At 59.7% G+C, this 22,986-nt stretch carries 22 protein-coding genes, 1 tRNA gene and 2 pseudogenes; 9 read left to right on the top strand and 16 right to left on the bottom strand.

Going from position 1 to position 22,986, the window contains the following annotated elements; all coding sequences use genetic code 11:
- Position 1: 1 nt before the first annotated feature.
- Positions 2-562, bottom strand: a complete 561-nt coding sequence (locus ACZLZY_RS18210) for a T4SS efffector SepA family protein (RefSeq protein WP_472934984.1) — start codon at positions 560-562, stop codon at positions 2-4.
- A 206-nt stretch (positions 563-768) separates the two neighbouring features.
- Between ACZLZY_RS18210 and ACZLZY_RS18215 the strand changes: the two genes are divergently transcribed.
- The 3 genes from ACZLZY_RS18215 to ACZLZY_RS18225 all read left to right on the top strand — a co-directional run bounded on the left by ACZLZY_RS18215 (position 769) and on the right by ACZLZY_RS18225 (position 3,562).
- Positions 769-1,203 (top strand): LexA family protein, encoded by a 435-nt coding sequence (locus ACZLZY_RS18215; RefSeq protein WP_472934985.1) that lies wholly within the window; start codon positions 769-771, stop codon positions 1,201-1,203.
- Positions 1,200-2,477 carry a Y-family DNA polymerase gene (locus ACZLZY_RS18220; protein ID WP_472934986.1) on the top strand — a complete coding sequence of 426 codons (1,278 nt, stop codon included), beginning with the start codon at positions 1,200-1,202 and terminating at the stop codon, positions 2,475-2,477. The genes ACZLZY_RS18215 and ACZLZY_RS18220 overlap by 4 nt, the downstream gene beginning before the upstream one ends.
- A 98-nt stretch (positions 2,478-2,575) precedes the next feature.
- On the top strand, positions 2,576-3,562 hold the full coding sequence (locus tag ACZLZY_RS18225) for a YiiX/YebB-like N1pC/P60 family cysteine hydrolase (RefSeq protein WP_472934987.1): 987 nt from the start codon (positions 2,576-2,578) through the stop codon (positions 3,560-3,562).
- A 463-nt stretch (positions 3,563-4,025) separates the two neighbouring features.
- On the opposite strand, the gene ACZLZY_RS18230 is transcribed toward ACZLZY_RS18225, so the two are convergent.
- From ACZLZY_RS18230 to ACZLZY_RS18250, 5 genes and pseudogenes are all read right to left on the bottom strand, one after another.
- Positions 4,026-4,367, bottom strand: coding sequence for a DUF2958 domain-containing protein (locus tag ACZLZY_RS18230; RefSeq protein WP_472934988.1), 342 nt, complete (start codon positions 4,365-4,367; stop codon positions 4,026-4,028).
- A complete protein-coding gene (locus ACZLZY_RS18235; RefSeq protein WP_472934989.1) occupies positions 4,364-4,579 on the bottom strand; it encodes a hypothetical protein in 216 nt (71 codons plus the stop codon). The genes ACZLZY_RS18230 and ACZLZY_RS18235 overlap by 4 nt, the downstream gene beginning before the upstream one ends.
- A gap of 367 nt (positions 4,580-4,946) precedes the next feature.
- Positions 4,947-5,216: a hypothetical protein gene (locus tag ACZLZY_RS18240; RefSeq protein ID WP_472934990.1), complete on the bottom strand. Its 270-nt coding sequence runs from the start codon at positions 5,214-5,216 to the stop codon at positions 4,947-4,949.
- 443 nt (positions 5,217-5,659) lie between these two features.
- Positions 5,660-6,751 (bottom strand): annotated as a pseudogene (istA, locus tag ACZLZY_RS18245) (IS21 family transposase); the annotation flags it as partial.
- Positions 6,752-6,819: 68 nt separating this feature from the next.
- A complete protein-coding gene (locus ACZLZY_RS18250; RefSeq protein WP_472934991.1) occupies positions 6,820-7,455 on the bottom strand; it encodes a helix-turn-helix transcriptional regulator in 636 nt (211 codons plus the stop codon).
- Between the two features lie 82 nt (positions 7,456-7,537).
- Here ACZLZY_RS18250 and ACZLZY_RS18255 point away from each other — a divergent pair, with 82 nt between their 5' ends.
- Positions 7,538-7,957 carry a VOC family protein gene (locus tag ACZLZY_RS18255; protein WP_472934992.1) on the top strand — a complete coding sequence of 140 codons (420 nt, stop codon included), beginning with the start codon at positions 7,538-7,540 and terminating at the stop codon, positions 7,955-7,957.
- A gap of 824 nt (positions 7,958-8,781) precedes the next feature.
- Here the strand turns inward: ACZLZY_RS18255 and ACZLZY_RS18260 are convergent.
- From ACZLZY_RS18260 to ACZLZY_RS18295, 8 genes and pseudogenes are all read right to left on the bottom strand, one after another.
- On the bottom strand, positions 8,782-10,641 hold the full coding sequence (locus ACZLZY_RS18260; RefSeq protein WP_472934993.1) for a DUF927 domain-containing protein: 1,860 nt from the start codon (positions 10,639-10,641) through the stop codon (positions 8,782-8,784).
- 47 nt (positions 10,642-10,688) lie between these two features.
- On the bottom strand, positions 10,689-11,264 hold the full coding sequence (locus tag ACZLZY_RS18265; RefSeq protein WP_472934994.1) for a hypothetical protein: 576 nt from the start codon (positions 11,262-11,264) through the stop codon (positions 10,689-10,691).
- 260 nt (positions 11,265-11,524) lie between these two features.
- The gene (locus tag ACZLZY_RS18270) at positions 11,525-11,770 is read right to left on the bottom strand and encodes a hypothetical protein (protein ID WP_472934995.1); all 246 of its coding nucleotides are present in this window, start codon (positions 11,768-11,770) and stop codon (positions 11,525-11,527) included.
- A gap of 620 nt (positions 11,771-12,390) precedes the next feature.
- A complete protein-coding gene (locus tag ACZLZY_RS18275) occupies positions 12,391-12,585 on the bottom strand; it encodes a transposase (RefSeq protein ID WP_472934996.1) in 195 nt (64 codons plus the stop codon).
- Between the two features lie 315 nt (positions 12,586-12,900).
- Positions 12,901-13,854, bottom strand: a complete 954-nt coding sequence (locus tag ACZLZY_RS18280; RefSeq protein ID WP_472934997.1) for a protein-tyrosine phosphatase family protein — start codon at positions 13,852-13,854, stop codon at positions 12,901-12,903.
- A gap of 1,010 nt (positions 13,855-14,864) precedes the next feature.
- Positions 14,865-14,939 (bottom strand) — tRNA-Val (locus ACZLZY_RS18285).
- Entirely contained in the window at positions 14,930-15,085 is a 156-nt protein-coding gene (locus tag ACZLZY_RS18290; RefSeq protein WP_472935180.1) for a hypothetical protein, read from the bottom strand. The genes ACZLZY_RS18285 and ACZLZY_RS18290 overlap by 10 nt, the downstream gene beginning before the upstream one ends.
- Before the next feature lie 13 nt (positions 15,086-15,098).
- Positions 15,099-15,783 (bottom strand): annotated as a pseudogene (locus tag ACZLZY_RS18295) (HAD-IA family hydrolase); the annotation flags it as partial.
- Between the two features lie 214 nt (positions 15,784-15,997).
- Between ACZLZY_RS18295 and rpiA the strand changes: the two are divergent.
- From rpiA to ACZLZY_RS18320, 5 genes are all read left to right on the top strand, one after another.
- Positions 15,998-16,696 carry a ribose-5-phosphate isomerase RpiA gene (gene rpiA / locus ACZLZY_RS18300; protein WP_472934998.1) on the top strand — a complete coding sequence of 233 codons (699 nt, stop codon included), beginning with the start codon at positions 15,998-16,000 and terminating at the stop codon, positions 16,694-16,696.
- Between the two features lie 184 nt (positions 16,697-16,880).
- Positions 16,881-17,447 (top strand): DUF2059 domain-containing protein, encoded by a 567-nt coding sequence (locus ACZLZY_RS18305; RefSeq protein WP_472934999.1) that lies wholly within the window; start codon positions 16,881-16,883, stop codon positions 17,445-17,447.
- 156 nt (positions 17,448-17,603) lie between these two features.
- Positions 17,604-18,995 carry a glutathione-disulfide reductase gene (gene gor / locus ACZLZY_RS18310; protein WP_472935000.1) on the top strand — a complete coding sequence of 464 codons (1,392 nt, stop codon included), beginning with the start codon at positions 17,604-17,606 and terminating at the stop codon, positions 18,993-18,995.
- A 73-nt stretch (positions 18,996-19,068) separates the two neighbouring features.
- Positions 19,069-19,692, top strand: a complete 624-nt coding sequence (locus tag ACZLZY_RS18315) for a gamma-glutamylcyclotransferase family protein (RefSeq protein ID WP_472935001.1) — start codon at positions 19,069-19,071, stop codon at positions 19,690-19,692.
- 178 nt (positions 19,693-19,870) lie between these two features.
- The gene (locus ACZLZY_RS18320; RefSeq protein WP_472935002.1) at positions 19,871-21,250 is read left to right on the top strand and encodes a class II 3-deoxy-7-phosphoheptulonate synthase; all 1,380 of its coding nucleotides are present in this window, start codon (positions 19,871-19,873) and stop codon (positions 21,248-21,250) included.
- Between the two features lie 239 nt (positions 21,251-21,489).
- Here ACZLZY_RS18320 and ACZLZY_RS18325 read toward each other — a convergent pair whose 3' ends face one another.
- Complete coding sequence (locus ACZLZY_RS18325) at positions 21,490-22,149, bottom strand: DedA family protein (protein ID WP_472935003.1); 660 nt, start codon at positions 22,147-22,149, stop codon at positions 21,490-21,492.
- A 251-nt stretch (positions 22,150-22,400) separates the two neighbouring features.
- On the bottom strand, positions 22,401-22,973 hold the full coding sequence (locus ACZLZY_RS18330) for a DUF1003 domain-containing protein (protein ID WP_472935004.1): 573 nt from the start codon (positions 22,971-22,973) through the stop codon (positions 22,401-22,403).
- Between the last annotated feature and the right edge of the window lie 13 nt (positions 22,974-22,986).

Below are 22,986 nucleotides of genomic sequence, written 5' to 3' on the forward strand. Positions count from 1 at the left end.
GCTATTTGGCCGGAATGGTCATCTGGCCCACCACGCCGGGGAAGGCAGCATTTTCCTTCTCGCGCCATGCGAATTTCACCGTGAGTTCGCAGCTGGTCTGCTGAGCTATGTGCCGGGCGGCACGCCATGCGCCGTTGGCATCCTGCCCCTGCACTGAAACTCCCGTTCCGATCAGCGGACGATAGCCCTCGTCCTGCTTATCTCCGGCAACGTGCTTCACGACCATCAGGCTCTTAAAGTGGGCATCGTCCTTCGCTCGCGCCTTGGCTTCGCGGACGGCGGTATAGAGCAGTCCGTTCCAGTTGTCCTGCCCGCGCCCGAGCTGCTTCCCGGCGAAGAAGACGCCGAGGATCTTGGCATGGGTCAGATCCGGCGGGGTGTCGGCATTGAACGTCCGAACAGCCTGCGCCTCGGCGAGAAGGGCCGGGGCAACATCGGCATCGCCGTTCTCGAAGTAGTCGATCATGCGGGCGATGACGCTCTCGATCGTATCAACGAGCGGGATCGCGTGGGACTGAAGGCGCTTGAACGTCTCGCTGCTGATTTCGATGGAAGAGGCCATTTCTCATTCTCCTACGGCTGATAACCTTAATAGAGCCTATAAGCCTTATAAGGTCAATAAGATTAATATGGAGGATATGGATTATTATCGGTATTAACGGATCTGACCGCTCTTCACATTGATATCGGTTTCGACAGATTGACCGGGACCTATGAATATGTTCCCTATTTGTTCCTTTCGCTCGAGAAAAACGAAGGGATTTAGGAATGTTGGCGCGTGTTCGGATCGAAGCGGAGATCATTGTTCCGATCTTCGCCCATGGCCTCTGTGCGGGCTTTCCGTCGCCGGCAGACGACTTCCTCGACGAAGGGATCGACCTTACGCGGCTGATCGTCCGCAACCCGCCAGCAACGTTCCTCTGGAAGGTGGACGGCCACTCGATGCGGGACGCCGGGATCTACGACGGGGATCTTCTCGTGGTGGACCGGAGCCTGACGCCTCGGCACGGTGACGTGGTAGTGGTGATACTGCACGGGGAACGGAGCCTGAAGCGGCTGCACCTCGACGGCGGGCGGCCCCGGCTGTCGTTCGAGAACCGGGACATGCCGGCGTTCGAGGTTCCGGAGATAGCCGAGATCGAGATCTGGGGCGTTGCCAGGTGCAACGTCCACTGGCTCCGCAAGCCGATCGCAAGACGATGACGGGTAGCGTGCTCGCCCTGATCGACGGGAACAGCTTCTACTGTTCCTGCGAGCGCGTCTTCGATCCGAAGCTCGCCGGGCGCCCGGTTATCGTCCTGTCAAACAACGACGGCTGCGCGGTCGCGAGGACGAGCGAGGCGAAGGCGCTGGGGATCGGCATGGGCGATCCATACTTCAAGATCCGCGACCTGTGCGAAGCCGAAGGCGTGGCCGTCTTCTCGTCAAACTACACGCTCTATGGCGACATGTCGGCGAGGATGAACGCGATCTACCGGGAATGGTGCCCGGACGTTGAAATCTACTCGATCGATGAAAGCTTCCTTGACTTGACCGGGTTCGCCCGCCGGGATCTCGACGCATATGCGCGGGATCTCCGATCGACGGTGCTGCAATGGACAGGCGTTCCGACCTGCGTCGGCCTCGGCCCGACGAAGACGCTCGCCAAGCTGGCGAACCACATCGCGAAAAAGAACGCCGATCTCGGGGGGGTCTGCGACCTGACCGAAGAGGCGGCACGCTCGACCTGGCTGTCGCGGATCGAGGTCGGCGAGGTGTGGGGCATAGGCTCCGCCTCGGAAAGGAAGCTGATCGGAATCGGTGTCGGGACCGTCGCGCAACTCCGGGATCTGGATCTGCAACTGGCCCGGCGGATGCTGTCGGTGGTAGGGGAAAGAACGGTCCTTGAACTGCGCGGCGTCCAATGCCTTGCCCTAGAACACGTCGCTCCGCAGCGCAAAGGTTGTGCCGTGACGCGATCCTTCGGCAAGCCGGTGACGACGCTCGCCGGGATGCTGGAAGCCGTGGCGGCCTATGCCACTCGGGCAGGGGAGAAGTTGCGCCGGCACGGCCTCGAAACGTCGCACTTGTCCGTGTTCATGCACACCTCGGAATTCCGTCCGAAAGATCCGCGCTATGCCGGATCGACGACGGTGCATCTGCCGGAAGCCTCGAACGACACGCTCGACCTGATCAGAGCCGCGCAGCGGGGCGCCCGATCCGTGTTCCGGGAGGGGTATAGGTACGCCAAGGCCGGGATCATCATGGATGATCTTGTGAAGGCTGGTATGGCACCGCGACCCCTGTTCGACCGTCGCGACCGGGAACAGTCGGAACGGCTGATGAACGCCATCGACGCGGTGAACGGGAAGTTCGGACGAGGCACGATCGCGCCCGCCGCCGCCGGCATCAAAAAGGAGTGGGCGACGAAATTCGACATGCGGTCGCCCCGCTACACCACACGGATAGGGGAATTGCCGAAGGTCCGGGCAAGCTAATGTGAATGCGTCATAGGCCAGTCCGGCAAGGATGCCGATCACTCGGCGTCAATGATATGATGAGTTGTTGATCAACAGAACTCGAACCTCAGAGCACGATGAAAAAGCGACTGAACGACAAGGTACTGAAGCGCGGTGATATCATTCTGACAACCAGCGACGCTGGAATCAGTAAATTCATACGCGCCGCTACCAACAGCCCGATTTCACATGCCATGCTGTATGTCGATAACTGCTCCGTTATCGATGCGACGGGAGATGGAGTGCACTCGGCGAACACACAGCGACTGTTCTTCGAGCCACACAACGCCGTATTCGCCCTAAGACTTGAGGGCGGCTTGGACCCTTCGACCGCAATCAAAATCTGCAATTATGTCAGAGAACATGTAGGCAGCGAATACGCGACATGGGAAGCGGGTAGGGCAGGGCTGGGACTAGGGAAGAAAGGCACCGCCAAACAATTCTGCAGCCGTCTAGTAGCACAGGCCTACGCTGCCGAAGGCATCAATCTCGTCAAGAACACCAATTTCTGCTCGCCCAAGAAATTCTTGAAGAGCAAGAAGTTGATCGAAGTCGCAGATGCCACCGTATATGTAACCGATGAGGAATTTCAGGCTTGGCAGAAGCATCCGGGTGGCCTATACCTGATGCGTCAGTCTACTAATTACATTTTAGACGGCGCTCGGAAGCTTGATAGGTCTATTCAAAGTCTTAGTGACGTTAATCAAATTGTATTAGATCATCGAGAGCACGACGATGCAATTGCACAGCTTTACATAGCGTCTGGATTTCTTGATGTTTGGAAAGTGGATCATGATATCCACCCATGGCACTACAATACGAGGCTTATGGACGATGCAGGTAATCAACACCTCGACGATGTACGATGGTATTGTGAGAAAACAATGGATGAGGGCTCTCGTACAGATAATCGATATGTAACGAATGCAAATATCTATCAATACTATCAATCAATGAGACCTAGAAATACATTTAAAATGCTCATGGATTTTTATCAGATGTTGGCAAAAAATCATGTAAAACGCCTCGATACAGCAGAAGATTGGCTCAAGCGTAACCCGTAGGTGCAATCTTTTAGAATGCTTATTCGCTGACGTACCTTGCAGGGTCATAAATTAGGTAAGATGAAGAGAGGGGGCGGTAAAACCGCCCCCTTGCGTATCAGATGATGCAGATGCCCATGAAAATCAGAAGGGCGACAAAAAGAAACGCCCCCGTCAGAATGGCGAGAGGCGTAGTCGCTTGAAACTCGATATCTTTCAATGACTTGAATGAAAAGTGAAGCATGAAATTAGTTTCCTATATTATGTCCTTTTTAAAATTTCCGATTAGAAATTATTAAATTGACCTATTTCGACGGGGCGCCATTGCTTACCGTACAAGAATAGTATGACATAATTTTGACCAAAAGTCAAGTAAAATGATATAGGGTCAAGCAACAGGTCACTATTTTCTGCCCGTTGCTGTCGATCAGAACGATTGGCCTCTAGCACGGGAAAAGCCGCACCTCGTGGTGCGGCCTGTCCTTCAGCCGTTTGCGATCGTCCTCCCCGCGATCGCCGCTACGCCGGCATAGTGGGAGAGGGGGTAGACGCCCTTGAACATCGGATCGAGGACGCCGCCCCGGTCGTGCACCTCGTTGAGGCTGACGAAGCGGACTTCCGGTCGTCCGTCGCCATCGTCGCAAAGGCCGTAAGCCTTGTCGGGATTCTCCGGGTGCGTCTCCGTCAGGAGGAAGGATGCACCGGTCTGGGGGATGAAGATCCTGATCAGGGGCTTCGGGTTGCGGTCGTCGTCGAAGACGATCCGCGTTCTTCCATTCAGCGCAAGGCACGTGCGCTGGATCGGGGTGAAGGAAAAAGGGCTCAACGCCCCTCTCCCTCTTTTTCGGTCTTCTCGCGAAGCACCAGCCGTCCGGAGAACGGAACCGCCGACAGGGTGATGTTGAAGCCCTTGCAGTCGCCGTGCGCCCATGCGGCGCCGAGTTTTGTCCAGAAAGCGCTTTCGCCTTCACCTTCGACGACGAAGACACCGTGGGTCGGGGCGTTGCTGCGGGCGGTCGTGGTGTTGGTCTTGCTCATTTCGTCTGCTCCTTTCGGCTCGCCCAATGCGACCGTTTCGGCGGCAAATGACGACGGGAAAGGGAGGGACTAGCTGTCTACCGAAGGCACGCTCGCGCTCGGACATAAGCGGTCCTGATCGACCGGCGTAGAAGCCAACCGATACAAACGGCGCTGGGTAAAACCGATTCCTGGAGCGTTCTTGAAATGAGCGGCACCCGCAACCGCCGATACAACCCCCTCAATTGAGGGGTGCAGTCTAAGGGGATGCCCCGCTCTGGATCTTGCTGCGCTGCCCGTCACGGCAGGAAGGAATCTACTACCTGTTCGCCGGCCATGCCGGGCTGCCTGTCATCGTGAGAGACAGGGAAGAAAGGGGGTCTTGGGACTATTCGTCGCCACCCCAATCCGACAAAGCCAGCGCCCTGCCACATGGCATGAACAAGCGGGCTTCGGCATCGAGTCTCTGCATCTGGTAGTCGGTACAGGCCTGCCCCTCGTAGACCGCGATACCGCGCTCGAAAACGCGGGTGAGACAGTAACGGAGACTGTCGCATACGGTCGGATCGAAAAGCTGGGTGACCACGAAGTCGCCGTCTCTCGCCACCAAAACCGCCGGGTGCAACGTGGACGGCAATTCCTTGGTCCAGAGGTCCACGGCCTCGCTCTCCGTCACCGGTACTATCGAGGCCGATCACAACGGCTCCGCGATGAAGATCGTCGCCGATGGCCGCGATCTCAGCATCTCCTATCTGCGACCCCGTGCCGGCTTGCTGAAGGCCGGTTTCGAGCCGGGCATGCAGCTCGTCGCCGCTACCATCCAGCCGGGCGGCCACATCGTCGGGCAGGCCCGGGCATTCTCTTCGAAGTGCGACAGGTGGGCGACCTACGGCGTCGAAGGCACGTTCCACACGGGAGCCGGCGTCATCGAGCTTGTGGCGCCGAAGGGCGGGCCGACGTGGGCCGGCAAGCTGCTGCATGACGGCAAGCGTGCACGCGGCATAGTAGGCGACAATCGGCATGGTGGCGCCGATCTGATCGGCCCAAGCCGGGTAGTCCGCAGTCTGCACGAACCAGTTTTCGGCGATGATCGACATGACGGTAGGAGCGTCGGTGTCGGGCGATCTCCTCGCCGGCGCACAGGATCACCACCTCGTCGACGAAGCCTTTGACCAGAACATCGCGAAAGCCGAACTGCGTCGGCACCGAGTAGTCGTTGCAGCGATAGCGAACCAGAGCCGTGGACGAGACCCGTGCTGCCCGCTTCTCGCAGGGCTCCAGCGCCACCGCGGGCAGATCCCGGAACGTAGCGACGTCGGCGACAAGGCGTTCGCCGATCGTCTCGCTGTGGCGTCCAGCGATCTCGCCCTGCCGTTGCCGGCAGCGCTCCGCCAACATGGCATTCAGATCGTCGAAGCTCGCCGCCTGCGGGATCGGCGTCATGAAGTTCGACCGGGCATACTTCACCAGCCCTTCGACCTTGCCCTTGTCGTTCCCCTTGCCCGGCCGCCCGAAGCGGTCCCGGAACAGGTAATGGCTCTGGAGTTCGGTGAAGGCCCGAGTGCGCTCCCGCTTGCCGTCGCCGCAGATCTTGGCCACCGCGATCGTGGTGTTGTCGTAGAGGATCGACAGCGGCACGCCGCCAAAGAAGGCGAAGGCCGATACATGCCCGTCGAGAAAGGCTTCCGTCGTCTCCCTCGGGAAGGCCTTGACGAACGGCGCATCCGACTGCGGCACGTCCATGCAGAAGTAATGGATCTTCTGCCGGATGCCGCCGATCACGCCCACAGCCTCGCCGAAGTCGACCTGGGCATGACCGGGTGGGTGCGCCAGTGGAACGAAGGTCTCGCGCAGGCGCCCCCGGGCGATCCGCACATGGTCCTTCACCACCGTGTAGCCGCCGGCATAGCCGTGCTCATCCCGCAGCCGCTCGAAGATCCGCTTGGCCGTGTGACGCTGCTTAACCGGCGCCGCTCCGTCCGCTGACAGGATCGCATCGATCACCGGCAGCAGCGTTCCCAGCTTCGGCTTGGCCACCGGCTTCGTGCGCGTGTAGCCCGGCGGCAGTGAGAACCGGCACATCTTCGAGATCGTCTCGCTGCTCAAACCGAACACCCGAGCCGCATCGCGCTGGCTGTTGCGCTCGATCATCACGAAGTGCCGAACGGCGGCGTAAACTTCCACGGCAAACATTCCCGGCCGCCCTCCGAAAAAGAGAACAGCCTAACCACTGGCCGGATTTTACTCCGCCGCACTCGGCATCATGCCGGCGCTCCTGTGGCCTGGTTTGTCACCGCCGTGCACACATCAGCGCGGAACATGCGGAAACCCTCCCGCAGACAGCACCAAGCCAGCACCGTCTGTGTCCGGTCGGTGTAGATGACGGCCAATGGCAAGATCTCTCGCTCGCTGACCGCCTGATCCTTGTCGGCATAGTCGATGTGCAGCGCCTCCTCCCTCCAACAGGCGCCGCGAACGGTCTCCATGTGGGGCGATGCCTCATAGCGTGGTGTTGGTCGGAAAACCTGCGATATCGCATGCAGGAGATACTGCTCGCGATCGTCCGGGAGCGTCGCGGTGATTTTGGCGAGGACCGAGGCCGCCGCCTCCGCCAGAACCGGATCGCCCATGCTGCGCACCTCGGCCATGCCGAAGGCGATCGCCTCGATCTCGGCCCGGTCGAAGGTCTGAGGAGGAAGGGCGTAATCCTCGACCAGCCTGTAGTCATACCCCCGCTCGCCCTCGATCCGCGCTCCGGCCAGGCGGAGCGCGTCGATGTCGCGGTAGAGCGAGCGAACCGAAACCTCCGTCGCCTTGGCCAGGCGAGCAGCGGTGATCGGGGCCCCCATGCTGCGCATCGCTTGGAGCAGCCGGAACAAGAGATCCGATCGGGCCATCGTTCCTTTGCCTCCAACTGCCGCAAACTGTCAGTTGGGCTGGTCTAGCCTGCTCCCTGTCGAACCTGAAGGGAAACATGCCATGACCATCAAGACCGTCACTCACCTGAACTTCCGCGGCGAAGCCCGTGAGGCGCTCGAAGTCTATCAGTCCGTGTTCGGCGGACGTTTGACGCTCTTTACCTTCACCGACGCCGAGGCCGTGACCGACCCGTCGGAAGCGGACCAGGTGATCTGGGGCGAAGTCGCATCCGAGGACGGCTTCCATGTAATGGCGATGGACGTGCCCGCTGCAAGAGCCTGGGACCCGGGAACGATCCCCGTCTTCGTCTCCGTCCGCGGCGACGATGCGGACCAAGTCAGACGTTACTGGGAGGCCCTGTCGGCCGGAGCGGCGATCGTCCAGCCGCTCGGTCCGGCCAGTTTCTCGCCGCTCTACGGGATGTTGCGGGATCGGTTCGGCATCACGTGGATCATGGACGTCCAGGTGCCCGTTTCCTGATTAGCGGTGATGGGGATCGGCATGGAACAGCGGCCGTGAGGCTCATGCACTTCCGGCCGCTTTGGGGGCTGGTCTCGATGGGGCGAAATGGTCTGAGAAGGGCCGACAGCGGAATAGCGGCTTTGAAGGCGGTTCATCATAAAGCCGCCATCAAGCGTTTAGCGGTCCGCTCCGCTGGGTGATGCGGTTGAAAGGAATTGGTGGCAAAAGTGGTAAAATGCCACGAGTGCGGTTGCGCCACCAGCCGCCCCGCCTAGGCCCGGCGCGGGCGCCGCCACACCGAACGCCGGTCGTCCAGGATTGTAGTCACCCTGCTCCTATCGACCGCGCCTATTCAAACATTTGCGTGAGGGTGGCGGCGCAGATCAAAAAACCTGATTGGAGGAGGGCTGATGTCGCGATGGCGCCCCTGTGGGGTCGAGAATGGCGTTCGTTTGGTGGGCCTACCCTCTGGCTAGTCTGACGAGGCTTGTGCCACCCCTACGCTTTCAGTTGACGTCAAGATGTCACTCCCACGATCGGCCGACTGTAGTGCCGCGTCGTAGCGCGTGCAGCGGTCTGAGCTACCGTTATGCGGCGGCGCTGCTGAAGCAGCTGTTGAACGTGCCCGGCGAAACGACGAGATGCTGCCAGGCAAACCACACGAAGTCATCAGGGCAATGCTGTTTGATGATCGATGTGATGCCTTCCGCCGATCGCACGTGGGACATTTATCCCAGAAGCCATCCCGTGGGCTAGTAAGTCGGCCTTGTGCGGATGGGGAGCAGTAATTTAAAGAGATGACTGGGAGAAATTTGATCGCTCCCGATTATTGATGTTAATTCCTAGATCGAACTGATTAGATCCGCTCTTAAGATCATATACCTATTCCTCTTTCCCCCAATCGAGATTGCTCGGGTAGGTAATCCGTGCGGTTGTCCACTCAAATGCGCCGAAGAGGAGCAAATGATTTGCTTTAGGTGAAGGAAGTCAGATTCATTCTGAGATAAGCTTCGGGCAAAATCTAGTGAAACAGCATAGACCAACCCATCGCTCTTGAGTGTTCGGCGAAAACCAACGTTTCTGTCGAAGTTAGCCGGCGGGTTATCGGTTTTCTCGATCAAGGGGAATTGCGCTTCATTCAAGATAGCCGATCGGAATTTCTCCACCGACTCAAAGTGGCTTTCGGCAGTGCTTTTGAATATCGCCCTCGCGTTTCGGTACATGGTTCGCACGGCGCTAACCAGTTCGCGGCGCGTGCAATCCAGCACGCCGGCTCGGCGAGCTTCGAATCCACCTGCTAAGACGTATCCAAACTTCTTCGCGAAACGCTCCTCCCACGGATCCTGTGGCGAAAACCGCTTCACGAACGCCAACGTGTTCCTTTTGAAATTGGCTTCAACCCTTTTTAGATGGCGCCTAACAAAATCAATGAAAAATGGCATTGCAGCACCGTAATTGACCGTAATAGTGTTTTCTATTGCGGCCGCCAGCGCTTTATTCTGAGCAATATCTACCCCTTCCTGATTCTCATAAGAGAATATTCCCCCATCCTTTAATGATGGACACGGTACGTCAATGTATCGGGCTCTTGCTCCATTATCACGATCTCCGCGTGTGATCACCTCTAATGATTGCTCCTTAGTTGTGAGGCTAAAAAGGTTCCAATTCATTTGTTCGAGCAAGCTGTTCTTGGATTTGGCGTATATGCTTCGATTTCGCGATCGGCCTGACGTGAGCAAGTGCGACAGTGCGTTAATCTCCATTGCTGCGCGCTTTTCAGCAATGGGAGGCATCTCGTTCAGAAGGGCAACCGTTCCGCTCGCGGATGCGAGGGTTTCCTGCAAACCACTGTCAGTTTGATCGAAACCGCTCAGGTCAAGCTCGCCGGCGCGACCAAAGATAGACGCAACGAGCCTCAGAGATAGCGTCTTGCCCGTTCCACTCTCTCCAGACAGATGGAAAGCACCGGTCTCGTCCACCTTCAGGAGAGCGGCGATCGGGGCAGCAAAGCCAACCGAGCAGACGAACCTCAGGATGGCCGAGTGTGATAGCGGTTCTTTGATGCCTGCCTTCCAACGCTCCAAGGTGCCCGCCGTTAGGCCGCGTGAACTATCGCCGTCCGACTTCTTCCAGTCGAATGTGGGTCCATTGGGATTCCCTAGCGATGCTCGAGCCAAGACAAAAGTTTGTTCGTGCCATCCTGCCCTGCGCGTGATCCGACGGAACTCGGAGTACGCGGCTTTTTTGCAAAGGGCTTCGATTTCGTCCTTATCCACCAGGGTGCTGTCAGCGCCTTTATCGACGAGTGTGCGTTGCAACGACGAGGGTGAGAGAAGTTCGCTCTTCGGTACAACGACAATCTTCTGATAACCTTGCTGGTCCCGGAAACTTATTTCCACGGAGGTCTCGTCGGTATCTACATTGTCGATGTGACCCAAAAAACGAATTTGCGCTCCAGCCATTTGCGTTTCTTGCGCATGCCGATGGGTCTTAGGCCCCACTGCACACTGCACACCGCACACCGACATTTCGTCGCTGCTTTCGTCGAAGCGCTGCATCTCTCGACGACGGATAGGTGCTATTTTCCCGACCTTCGACGAGCGCCGGTGAGGAGATGGACTTTCGGGTGTGTAGAGGCCTTTGTTCTGATGGGCGCTCCCTGCAAGCCGATCAAATTCACTAGTTTTCACAGTTTTCTTCATGATTTTCCTCATTATATACAGTAAATATCCAGATTCTTGCCAAAAACTCATGAACAGAATAAACTCGTATTTTTCAATCCGTAATTCAATGCCAAGTCCTTTTCGCGGTATTTGTCGATCCAGACTAGATAAGTGCATTCCATCGACTTGCGGAGGCGTCGGCGATGATGGGGGTAAATCTTTTTCGGATTTCCTTTCCGTGCGACGCTGTAAAGGTATGTCTTGTGTAAATATGCGACAACCCGCGGCAAATCTCGGTCAATCTGGGAAATTCGCTTTCGTACACGGACCCTCACAAAGTCCTTTTTCCACTTCTCCGTCAGAGCGGTCAGGTGTTTTTGACCAAGACCTACCGTGATGAGATGGAAGTGGGGCTGAATAAGCTCCCACCCTTCATCGTACTCAAGGTCGAGCCGTCCCATCATAAGGCAGGGAATTTTATTTAAGCCGATGCGATCGAGCTGCCGTCGAAACCTATCCAAAAGCGTACGAGGATTGAGAAGTCCAAGGTCAACAAACTGCAGGCTATCGCTGGGGTTGATGGTGGTGACGAAATCTGGATCAGCGGCTTTCAGCTTTTCCAGCGTGTGCAAACGCTGTGCAGCGTAGTATCGACGGCTCAACCGTTCGCATTCTGGGCATGCCATCGAATGACATCGCTTGAGGTAGCGACAAGCTTTCAAACGAAGCGAGAGCTCATATGCTCCCGCCTCAGGTGCCCTTTCGAGTCGCCAAACCCTACCAAGTCGTTCTTTGCTGGCCTCACGGCGAGTTTCAAAGGCAAGACGACACCGGCCACGTGTATCCAGGTGAGCTACGACGAGGTAGCGAAGATCAAGCCGAGTGGGCAGGGGGTAACTCCGTCGCCTACGGACGGGGCGGCTCATGCTTTAGACCCATCAGAGGTGCTAAAATGAAGATTCCGGGCTTCGTATTCTTCAACATCGATCAACCTATAGCGTACTCCTCCACCAATTTTAAGAAAAGCAACAAATCCCCCAATGACTCTTCTATTTTGAAGAGTTTTTACTGACATAGCCCAACGCCGAGAAAGCTCGCGTTCATCCATATGAATAATCGTAACTTCCGAAACTGCCTTCTTACGCTCATCATATTTTTCAGTCATCATCACATATCCTTATGTTGCGATGACGAAAATTTACCGGAATCTGACGTATGTGATAGACGAATTAACGCTGAATTTTTTCAGATAATTTCGTCAATTTATACTCCAGGCAGTTTTTCAGTCTTTGCTGAGGGTTGATGCCGGGTGGAAAGTCCGAACGCGCCGTTTTGATCTTCCCAAACTTAAGCGTGTCCGCTGGGGTTCCTGGGCGCTCCCAGGAACCCCAGCGGTGCGTGATCGCTGACGCTTCTCCCGATGTTCGGGAGAGGAGTTTCTGTGCTTAAGCTTGGGGAGGTGATGATGATCCAGTATTAGCAGCGACAGGGCGTGTCGTCTCCGACGATCGCCGACGCGACAGGTGCCGACCGCAGAACGGTAAGCAAGAATTTCGAGCGCGGGATAGAGGCCCGACATACGGCTGTGGCAAGCGGCGAAAGGCGGTCATCGGTCCCTTGACGGCCTATCTTAGCGAACGTGTCATCCGCTATCATAATTGTTTATCAAGGCGTTTCGGCTGACGACATATTGCTGCGGTTCCGGCCAGGCCAAATTGAGCAGTGCTCCACGTCGAGCAAGCTGATGAGAGGATCCTGGCTCAGGGGAGGGACGGAACCCAGCGTCGTTTACCTGGCCGGCTGCACGGCCCATTCATTGTCTTCCTTGAGCCGCAAGGCGCCAACGAGGAGCAGGATAGCCTCGTCGCTCGGGAAGATGCCTGCGGCGTCGGTGCAACGCTTGCTCTCGCCGTTCATGCGCTCGATTCGTACGAGTTGTGCGGCTTGGCGATGCGCCTTATGGAAGGTCATGTAGACCGGCAAGTCGGGCTTGGCCTCATTGGGTTGGTAGGGAGCTTGAGGACATTTGGCCGGATCGAGTCGGCAACGGGGCGCCATTCCAGGCTTGCCGCCTCTGGCGCCTTCCCCAGCGAAGGCTAAGGCTAAGGCTAAGGCGGTAAGGGGACGGATCGACTGGCTGTTCTCGACGTCCTTGGCTTCAACAGTTTAATCAAGGTGTGGCTCGTTATTCACCAAGACCTGCCAAAATCGTACATTTCCACGTCGATCGTGTCAAAGCATGCCCAAAGCCTCTATAGCATATCAACATTATTCGACGAGCCTAAGTGGGGCACGTTTTTATGATAATATTTTATTACTTCTAGATGATAACCCCGCTCGATACGCGTTTTTCGAAAGGGAAAGCCGCTCTTTGTAGATCTTTACAATAGTATCTCTTATAAAATTTATCCTTCTGATTGTATCACCAGCGCTCATTTTCTTTGGTCGACCGGGCTTGTGAAGATTGAAATAATCCCAATAATCGGGAATATATCTTTCGGGAAATTTAATAAATAAAATTCTTCCAGTCGCAATAAGTATCTGATTGAATTCACCTTTTGTTATTTTTTTGTCCAAAGTGCTCTCGTTGAATTGAGCAGACGCTTCCATTATACATTGATTCATAACGTTATGGTTGTAGCGAGTATTCGCAAGGGCCTTGCCTCTGGCTTTTATTTTACTGCTCAGCCAACGATCAAATGATCTTTTATTAACTAATACGCGATGCCTTTTGTCTGATGAGCCCTCAATCCGTCTGCAGTATCCTGTATAAAAAATAGAGGTAATTTGTGATGACCAAATCGCATCCGGCGGAGTTTTAGGTACGCAAGATCCTCCGATAAGCCTTGCTCTTATAATTTTGCTTTCTAGTCCAGTTCTTAAGAATTTAATTACCTGCTTATAATGTTTAGAGAGGCGGATGCATTCATCGAGGTCGTGAGTAGGCTCTGTTGCTGAAGGCTGGCAAATATACTTCTTACCGTCGCGCACCAGCCGATATTTTAAAAATCTTTCATCCTTAAACCGGAACGGAATTTCCGGAAGGGCTAGCCAAGCTTGCCACTTATCCGCATTAATCCACATTCCGACTTCGTGAATAGCCTCGTCTAAGCCAATATAATTGATTGGCTTTGCCTTGTTCCGTGCAGCCACAAATCGAAAAACACGGTCGTGCTGATCAACCGTTTCAGTTTTGATCAAAGTGGACCCGCTTGCCGGCTTGGGTGTCTCGTCTGCCTGCTCTACGGTCATTTATCCGCCCAATCCTACTACAGCCAATTCTAGGCGGGTTGCTGGAACCAACGATCACGGTTTTAGTCATGTCTATCCTGGCCTTTGACTGGTGTCGATCAGGCGGCAAAGCGGAAGCTAATGCCCAGTAGCAGGTCTCATTGTTTCATAAACCGTACTGCAACCTCCGTGTTGTGCCCAAGCGCGTCACCCCGAGCGCGAGCAGTTCGGCAATGGTTGCAAAGCTGTTAATACCGCCCGACACGTGAATGTCGATCATTCCATCAACGTCACCCGATCGACGCAACCTCTCTTGGCGTCGTAGGAGAGGAGGTCCATCCTGTTCAGGTCTCGAAAGAGGCTAGACCGCTGGCGGCAAAGATCGACGCAACCTCCTAGTTTTCGTGTCAACGAGATGGATGATCTCGATGCGAACCTTGACTAAAACCTGCGCGACCGCGGTAGCGGCTGCAGCGATCTCACCGGGAATGTAAGCGTTGTCGCTTTATTTCAGGAGACCTAACTTCGTTCTCAGGTCGAGTTCTCGGCCTTCGGTTTCTTTAAGCTTCTGCCCTAAGGTAATTTTAACTGCCTTCGCATCGCCAACTGAGGAGTGAAATTCCAGAGGGCGCTAGCGGCAATATAGCCATATTCGCACCCGATGGCATCGAACGACTTTACGTTGGCTTCCGCACAGAAGACTTTAGCCGCGCTAATATCAATGAAAGCTGCGAAATCTGCGGGCCCAAGCGAGCGGACCGCTGTATTGGAATCTTGCGCCACTTTTATTCCTTAGAAGCTTTTATTTTCTGCTCAAGGCGATGTGGCGATGAAACCGATACAATCCAGTTGAGATTCCGAGCCTGAGGTAGGAAACAGTCGCCTCATTCAGCAGGACAATGGAGGAGTCGCGGCGAGGGACACCGCTCAGGCGCCGGCAGGCAAGTAGCTAGGCCGTAGCTAGCTCGTTGCGGCCGATGCAGTCGCTTAAAAGGAAATTCGAAAACCTAATACGAAAACAAGAGGTTAAATGGTGGTCGCGCACAGGATCGAACTGTGGACCCCCTCGGTGTGAACGAGGTGCTCTCCCACTGAGCTACGCGACCATCCGCAGCGCCGGGGCGCTGGTGAGGGTGGGCGGATATAAGGGCAAGGGGGGTGTCAGGTCAATCCGCCCGCCGAGCGGTTTTTGCAGGCCGTAGGGAACGCGAGGATCGGCCTCGGTGGCGCTGCCGTATGTCGTCCTGTTCATCGGCGGGACGCGCTGGGCCGGGATCAGCCGTGGCGGCCGGTCAGGCGGTCGGCGAGGGGGGCGTCGAGAAGGGCGTAGTCGGAGAGGATGATGGTGGCATCGGCTCTGGCGCGCGCGTCGGGGGCGTAGCCGAAGTCGACGAGGACGCACGGCACGCCGGCGGCGAGGGCGGCATCGGTGTCGGTCGCGGTATCGCCGACGAGGAAGGCGGCGCCGCCGCCCGCCCGCTCGATCGTGCCGAGCAGGTGGCGCGGATCGGGCTTGCGGCCGGCGAAGGTGTCGGCGCCGCAGATCGCCGCGAAGCGGTCGGCGAGGCCGAGCATGCCCAGCAGCTTCACCGCCAGCCGCTCGGTCTTGTTGGTGCAGACGGCGAGGCGGTAGCCGGCCGCTGCCAGTCGGTCTATCGCAGCGACGACGCCGGGCAAGGGCGCCGAGAGATCGGCGATGTGGGCTTCATAGTCGGCAAGGAAGACCACGAACTGGCGTTCCATCTCGGCTTCCACCAGCGGATGGCCGAGCCGGTCATAGGCGTGCTGCAGCATCACCCGCGCGCCGTGTCCGGCGTGCGGGCGCACTTCCGTCAGCGTGGTCGGGGGCAGCCCGGCGCCGATCAGGCAGGCGTTCAGGCTGTTGGCGAGGTCCGGCGCGGTGTCGACGAGGGTGCCGTCGAGGTCGAACACGGCGATCGGCTGCGGCATTCTGGTTTCCTGTCGTTCCGTGGGGCCGTTGCCCGTTGACCGGCTTGATGCGCAATCGCCATGGGGTCGTCAAGCCGCGGCGCGATCGAGCGGCAGGGCAGTCGATCGCGGCCCCGCCGCACCCGTGAAACCAAGGCAGCCATTCGACAGCCCCGGCGTTTCGCGATAGAGCCGAGGGCAAGGCCGGTGGAGGGCCGGTTTCAGGGAGACATCTATGAGCGACGCCGCCAGCCTGAAGGATAGTGCCGCGCGGGCGGCTCTCGCGCATGTCGAGGACGGCATGCGGCTCGGCATCGGCACCGGCTCGACCGCCGAGGCCTTCATCCGGGCGCTCGGCGAGCGCGTTGCCGGCGGGCTGAGGGTGACGGGTGTCGCCACTTCCGAACGCACGGCGGCGCTGTGCGCAAGCCTGTCGATCCCGATCGTGACGCTGGAGGAGATGCCGGAACTCGACCTCACCATCGACGGGGCGGACGAGCTCGACGCGGACCTTCGCCTTGTCAAGGGCGGCGGCGGCGCGCTGCTGCGCGAGAAGATTGTGGCCGCCGCCTCCGCGCGGATGATCGTCATCGCCGACGCCTCGAAGCGTGTCGAAACGCTCGGTGCCTTTCCGCTGCCGATCGAAATCAACGGTTTCGGCCTGATGGCGACGTTTCTCGCCGTGCGCCGAGAGGCCGGGCGGCTCGGCCTTGGCGGGGAAATGACGCTCCGCCACCGGGAGGGCGCGCCGTTCATCACCGACAGCGGGCACCTCATCCTCGACGCATCATTTGGCCGCATTCCGGACCCAGAAGCGCTGTCGCGCGCGCTTCACGCCATTCCCGGTGTCGTCGAACACGGTCTGTTCCTAGGATTGGCCACGATGGCGATCCTGGCGGGCGAGGCCGGGATCGAGACCCTCGAAGCGCCCTGACGCTTGCGCGGGGGCCGCTCGCGGGGGCTTGCGGACCGCGCCGAACAGGGCCATGCAAGGGCATGCTTCCGGCTGCACGTCGCGCCCGGCGCCCGGCGCCGGCCATGTGACTTGCTAGACGCCCGAACGATTGGGTAGGGATCCGTCCTCGACGGAACGACAAACGGATGGAGACAGGGCTTTCATGGTTCTCAACGATATGATGCGTCGCGGAATGCTCGCACTGGCAGCCGTCGGCCTCATGGCGGGCGTGCCGGCCCTGGCCCAGGAAGCCACGGCGTCGCATCTGGCTGCCGCCCGCGCCGCCATCGATGCGATCGACTCGACCGAGCAGTTCGACAACATCCTCATGAACGCTGCCACGCAGATCAAGTCGGACCTGATCGGCAGCAATCCGAACATGCAGTCGGAAATCTCCGACATGGTCGACGAGCGGGCGATCGCGCTCGCCCCGCGCCGCGGCGATCTCGAGAACGAGGTGGCCCGCACCTATGCCAAGCTCTTCACCGAGCAGGAACTCAAGGAAATCGCCGCCTTTTACGGCTCGCCCACCGGCCAGAAGCTGTTGAAGCAAGGCCCCGTCGCCTCGCGCGAGATGATGGCCGCCGCCGACGTCTGGTCGAACGGCATCGTCCGCGACCTGCGCACCAGCGCCGCCGAAGGCATGACCGCGATGCTGCCGCAGCCGGCCGGTGCCACCGCGCCGCTGACCGATCCTGCGACGCCGGCCACCGGTTCGTCGGCGCAATAGGCTCGGTCACCAGCGCGTCGCGCTCCCGAAAGTGAACGAGGCGGCCCCGCAAGGCCGCCTTTTTCGTGCCATCGAGCACCCTATCTCAGGCAGGCGTCCGGACCTTTCGGGCCGGCGCCATGCCCCCGCATCATCCTGCCGGCAAAGGGATCCGCCTTGAGCGAACATTACGACTACGACCTCTTCGTCATCGGCGGCGGCTCCGGCGGCGTGCGCGCGGCGCGGCGAACCGCGGCGCTCGGCCATCGCGTCGCCATTGCCGAGGAGTTCCGCTACGGCGGCACCTGCGTCATCCGCGGCTGCGTGCCGAAGAAGCTCTTCGTCTACGCCTCGAAATTCTCCGAGGATTTTGAGGACGCCGAGGGCTTTGGCTGGTCCGTCGGGCCGACGCGCTTTGATTGGCCGACGCTCATCGCCAACAAGGACCGCGAGATCGATCGGCTGGAGAAAGCCTATCGGGGCAATCTGGAGAAGGCCGGCGTGGAGGTGCTGGTCAGTCGCGCCGTGCTGGAAGACCGTCACACCATTCGCCTGACGGCGACGGGCCAGACCGTAACGGCGGAGAAGATCCTGATCGCCGTCGGCGGCCGCGCCAATCCGCATCCCGGCCTGCCCGGCGCCGAGCACTGCATCACCTCGAACGAGGCGTTCCACCTCAAACGCTTGCCGAAGGCGATCGCGATCCTCGGCGGCGGCTACATCGCGGTCGAGTTCGCCAACATCTTCCACGGGCTCGGCGTCGAGACGACGCTGATCTACCGCGGCAAGGAAATCCTCCAGGGCTTCGACGACGATTTGCGAACCGGCCTGCACCAGGCGATGGCGAAGAAGGGCATCCGCATCCGCTGCGAAGAGATGATCGCGGAGGTCTCGATGAAGGCCGACGGCCGCCTCAACGCCCGGCTCGGCGGCGGCGAGGTGCTGGACGTCGACGAGGTGATGCTGGCCATCGGCCGCAAGGCGAACACGGAGAACCTCGGGTGCTCCGCGGCAGGTGTCGACCTCGACGAGCGCGGGGCGGTCGTTGTCGACGACTATTCCCGCACTAGCGTCGACAACATCTGGGCGCTCGGTGACGTCACCCAGCGTCTGCAACTGACCCCGGTGGCGATCCACGAGGCGATGTGCTTCGTCGACACGGTTTTCCGCGACCGCCCGACGAAGCCGGATCTCGACAATGTCGCGACTGCGGTGTTCTCGCAGCCGGAGATCGGCACCGTCGGGCTGACCGAGGAGCAGGCCGGCAAGGCCTTTGCCGATGTCGAGGTTTACCGGGCGCAGTTCCGGCCGATGCGGCATGTCCTCGCGGGGCGGGACGAGCCGATGCTGATGAAGCTCGTCGTCGATGCCGCCTCGCGCAAGGTCGTCGGCGCGCATATCCTCGGCCCGGATGCCGGTGAGATGAGCCAGTTGCTCGGCATCGCTGTCAAGGCGGGCGTCACCAAAGACGATTTCGACCGCACCATGGCCGTGCACCCGACCATGGCCGAGGAACTCGTCACCATGTACGATCCGACCTACCGCCTGAAGGACGGCGTCCGGGTCTAGATCCCGGCGTCCCACGGGGCTCGCCGCATGCCGCTGCGGTGGGCCGCGAAGGGCGGCCAAGCCGAGAGCAGCCATGCTAATCCACGACGACCATCCCGATTTCGAGACGCTCTCCGGTGACGGCCGGGTCGTCGCCTATTTCGGCTACGGCTCGCTGGTCAACAAGGCGACGCTGCGCACGCGCTTCCTGGCGATCCGCCGGGCCGAGGTGATGGGCTGGCGGCGGTTCTGGCTGCCGCGCCCCGGCGGTATTGCGCTCCTGTCCGTCCGGCCCGACCGGGGCCATGCGACGCAAGGGGTCGTGGTCTACGATCATGCCGACAACCTCGCCGCGGTCGACCTGCGCGAGGCCGGTTACATCCGGCGCGATGTCGCGGCCCCGGCGATCGAGGCGGCTCCGCGAGTGAAGGCAAAAGTGCATATCTACGAGGCCATCCACCCAGAGGTCGACGCCGCCGATACGGGCGCCACCATTCTCCAGTCCTATCTCGACGCCGTGCTGCAGGGTTTTCTGTCGCTCTACGGGCGCGACGGCGTCGCGCGGTTCGTCGCGGAGACCGAGGGGTTCGAGACCGACATCCTCGCCGACCGCCATGCGCCGCGCTATCCCCGCGCCGTAGCACTCTGCGACGGGGAGGCGAACCTCTTCGACGGTCTGGTGACGGCGCGCGGCGCGATGCTGCGGCCGATGGGCTGAGCTCCCGCAAGGGTGCAGCGCACGGTGACAATCCCCGCCAATCATGTCTATAAGCCGGCGAGGGGGTGTCGCTCTTTTCCGCACGGCGCCCGATCCCCAGTTACGCAACGACAGGCTCGCCACGGCGACCTACGACCGGCGTCAAGACCGGTGCCACACGTCTGAAAGAGAGAACAGCATGGCCAAGGACTGGACTCCCGCAAGCTGGCGCTCGAAGCCCGTCGAGCAGATGCCGGACTTCCCCGATGCCACGGCGCTCGCCGAGACCGAGAAGCGCCTGGCCAGCTTCCCGCCGCTGGTGTTTGCGGGTGAGGCCCGCAAGCTCACGAGGGCATTGGGTGAGGTGGCCGAGGGTCGCGCGTTCCTGCTTCAGGGCGGCGATTGCGCCGAAAGCTTCGCCGAGCATGGCGCCGACAACATCCGCGACTTCTTCCGCGCCTTCCTGCAGATGGCGGTGGTGCTGACCTTCGGCGCCTCCTCGCCAGTGGTGAAGGTCGGCCGCATCGCCGGCCAGTTCGCCAAGCCGCGCTCGTCCGGTATGGAGACCGTCGGCGGCGTCTCGCTGCCGTCCTACCGCGGCGACATCGTCAACGGCATCGAGTTCGACGAGGCCTCGCGCATCCCGAACCCCGAGCGCCAGATCGAAGCGTACCGGCAGTCGGCGGCGACGCTGAACCTGCTCCGCGCCTTCGCGCAGGGCGGCTATGCCAATCTCGACAACGTTCACCAGTGGATGCTGGGCTTCCTGTCCGGCAGCCCGCAGGCGGAACGCTACGGCCATCTCGCCGACAAGATTTCGGAGACGATGAACTTCATGCGGGCGATCGGCATCACCGCCGACACGCATCCGGCACTGCGCGAGACCGAGTTCTTCACCAGCCACGAGGCGCTGCTGCTCGGCTACGAGCAGGCGATGACCCGCGTCGATTCGACCTCGGGCGACTGGTACGCGACCTCCGGCCACATGATCTGGATCGGCGATCGCACGCGCCAGCTGAACAACGCGCATGTCGAGTACTGCCGCGGCATCAAGAACCCGATCGGCCTGAAATGCGGCCCGTCGATGGATGCCGATGGCCTCCTGAAGCTGATCGACGTGCTGAACCCCGAGAACAAGTCGGGCCGGCTGACGCTGATCACCCGCTTCGGCCATGACAAGGTGGAGGCGAACCTGCCGCGGCTGATCCGCGCGGTTGAGAAGGAGGGCCGCAAGGTCGTCTGGTCATGCGATCCGATGCACGGCAACACCATCACGCTGAACAACTACAAGACGCGGCCGTTCGACCGCATCCTGACGGAGGTGCAGACCTTCTTCGACGTGCACCGCGCGGAAGGCACCCACGCCGGCGGCATCCACATCGAAATGACGGGCAAGGACGTCACCGAATGCACCGGCGGCTCGCGCCCGGTTCTCGCCGAGGACCTGTCGGACCGCTACCACACGCATTGCGACCCGCGCCTCAACGCCACCCAGGCGCTGGAACTCGCCTTCCTCGTCGCCGAGCTGCTGAAGAAGGACATCGAGGCGCACGCACCGAAGCAGGTTGCCAACCTCTGATGGGCTGACGCTTCGGCCGAGAGGCATTCGATGAAATGACAAAAGGGCTGCCGAAAGGCAGCCCTTTTTGCTAAGCAAATTATCAAGCTATTGGATTTGCTTGCAGGAATACGTTCAGGCGTTGAACCAGTCTGTTCAATCGGACTGGAAGAGACTGCACGGATCCGTTTGGCCACTTCAACACAGTGCAGCGTAAAGCGACCCGAACGCTCTTCTTCCGCGCGGTATCCTTAGTCGCGCTATTCCTCGCCATCGCCTCTCGGCCGCGTCTTCGACCTGACGTGGACAGGTTCCGCTTCCCCCGTCGCCGTCCTGCTACCGCGCACCCGCGCCATGAAAATCGGCCCCCACTGCCGCCAGGCGAACCAGGCCGACAGGGCGATGGCGATGACAATAAGGGTGATGCCGACGCCGCGCTCCATCAGTTCTAGCCGGGCGAAGACCGTGCCGATGGAGTAGCCGAAGACGTAGCCGATGGTGGTGAACAGTCCGGCCCAGATGCCCGCGCCGATGAAGTTCAGCACCAGAAAGCGCGGAATGCTGATCGAGGACAGGCCGAGCGCGATCAGGCCCGGCATGCGCAGGCCGTAGATATAGCGGTTCACGATGACGAAGAAGGCTTGGTACTTGTCGACCAGCCTCAGCGCCTTCGCGAACTTCGGCTTGGCCTTCCAGCGCGAGACCCAGCGGTGGCCGGACCAGAAGCGCGAGAACAGGAAGACCGCGAGATCGCCAAGGAACGAGCCGGTGAAGGCCAAGAGGGCGATCGTCTCCAGCGGATAGGAACCGCGATAGGCGAGGAACCCGCCGATGATGGCGAAGACCTCGCCTTCGAAGAACGTCCCGACGAAGACGATGATGAGGCCATATTGGCTGATCAGGCTCAGAATTTCGTACACGTGCGCCCCGCTGGATCGCCCGGCGTTCCCCCGGGTCGTCTGCCGTTACTTCGCGAAGGCGGCGAAAGTCTCAGTGCCCTCACGTTTTCCTTGCGGTCCGGCTGGGCAAACCGCAAGCGTGGATGCTGGCCAGCGACCGCGCCGGAGCGCCCTATGTCGGTGCTTTCTGTGGATTTGCAAACAGCGATCGGGTTCGCACGCCCCTGGTGCGTGAGCAGCAGGATGCTCCCGCTTGGTTAGAATGCCAACTTTTAGCCGTCGACCTGCGCCGTCCGGGCCCCAAGGCTCGCCTCGATCGCCGCCAGCCTTGCGGCGATGATCTGCAGCGTCTCGGCCACCTTCTGCGCGTCTTCGCGGCGCATCTCGTCGAGCTTGTCGTGCAGCGCGAGGATCTCGATCTCGGCCTTGAGGTTGATCTCGTAGTCGTGGCTGGCGTCGAGCCGGTCACGGTCGGCGGCGCGGTTCTGCGACATCATGATGATCGGCGCCTGGATCGCCGCGATCATCGACAGCACGAGGTTGAGGAAGATGAAGGGGTAGGGGTCGAATGCCTCCTGCGACAGGATGACGGTGTTCAGGATGACCCAGGCGACGAGGAAGCCGAGGAAGCAGAGGATGAAGCTCCAGGACCCGCCGACGCGGGCAATGCCGTCCGCCAGCCGCCCACCGAGCGAGGTCTGCGCGGTGAAGCTTGCATTGACGTCGCGGGCGATCGTCGTGCCGCTGAGGGCGCTGTCCAGCACCCGGCGTTCGTTGGGCTTCAGGAGGTCGAGCGAGCGCCCGATCCAGCCTCTCGCCTTGGCGTCGGTGAAACCCTTGCGCATCGCATTCTCCTTG

It is taken from the genome of Mesocryomonas lacus, assembly GCF_055730135.2.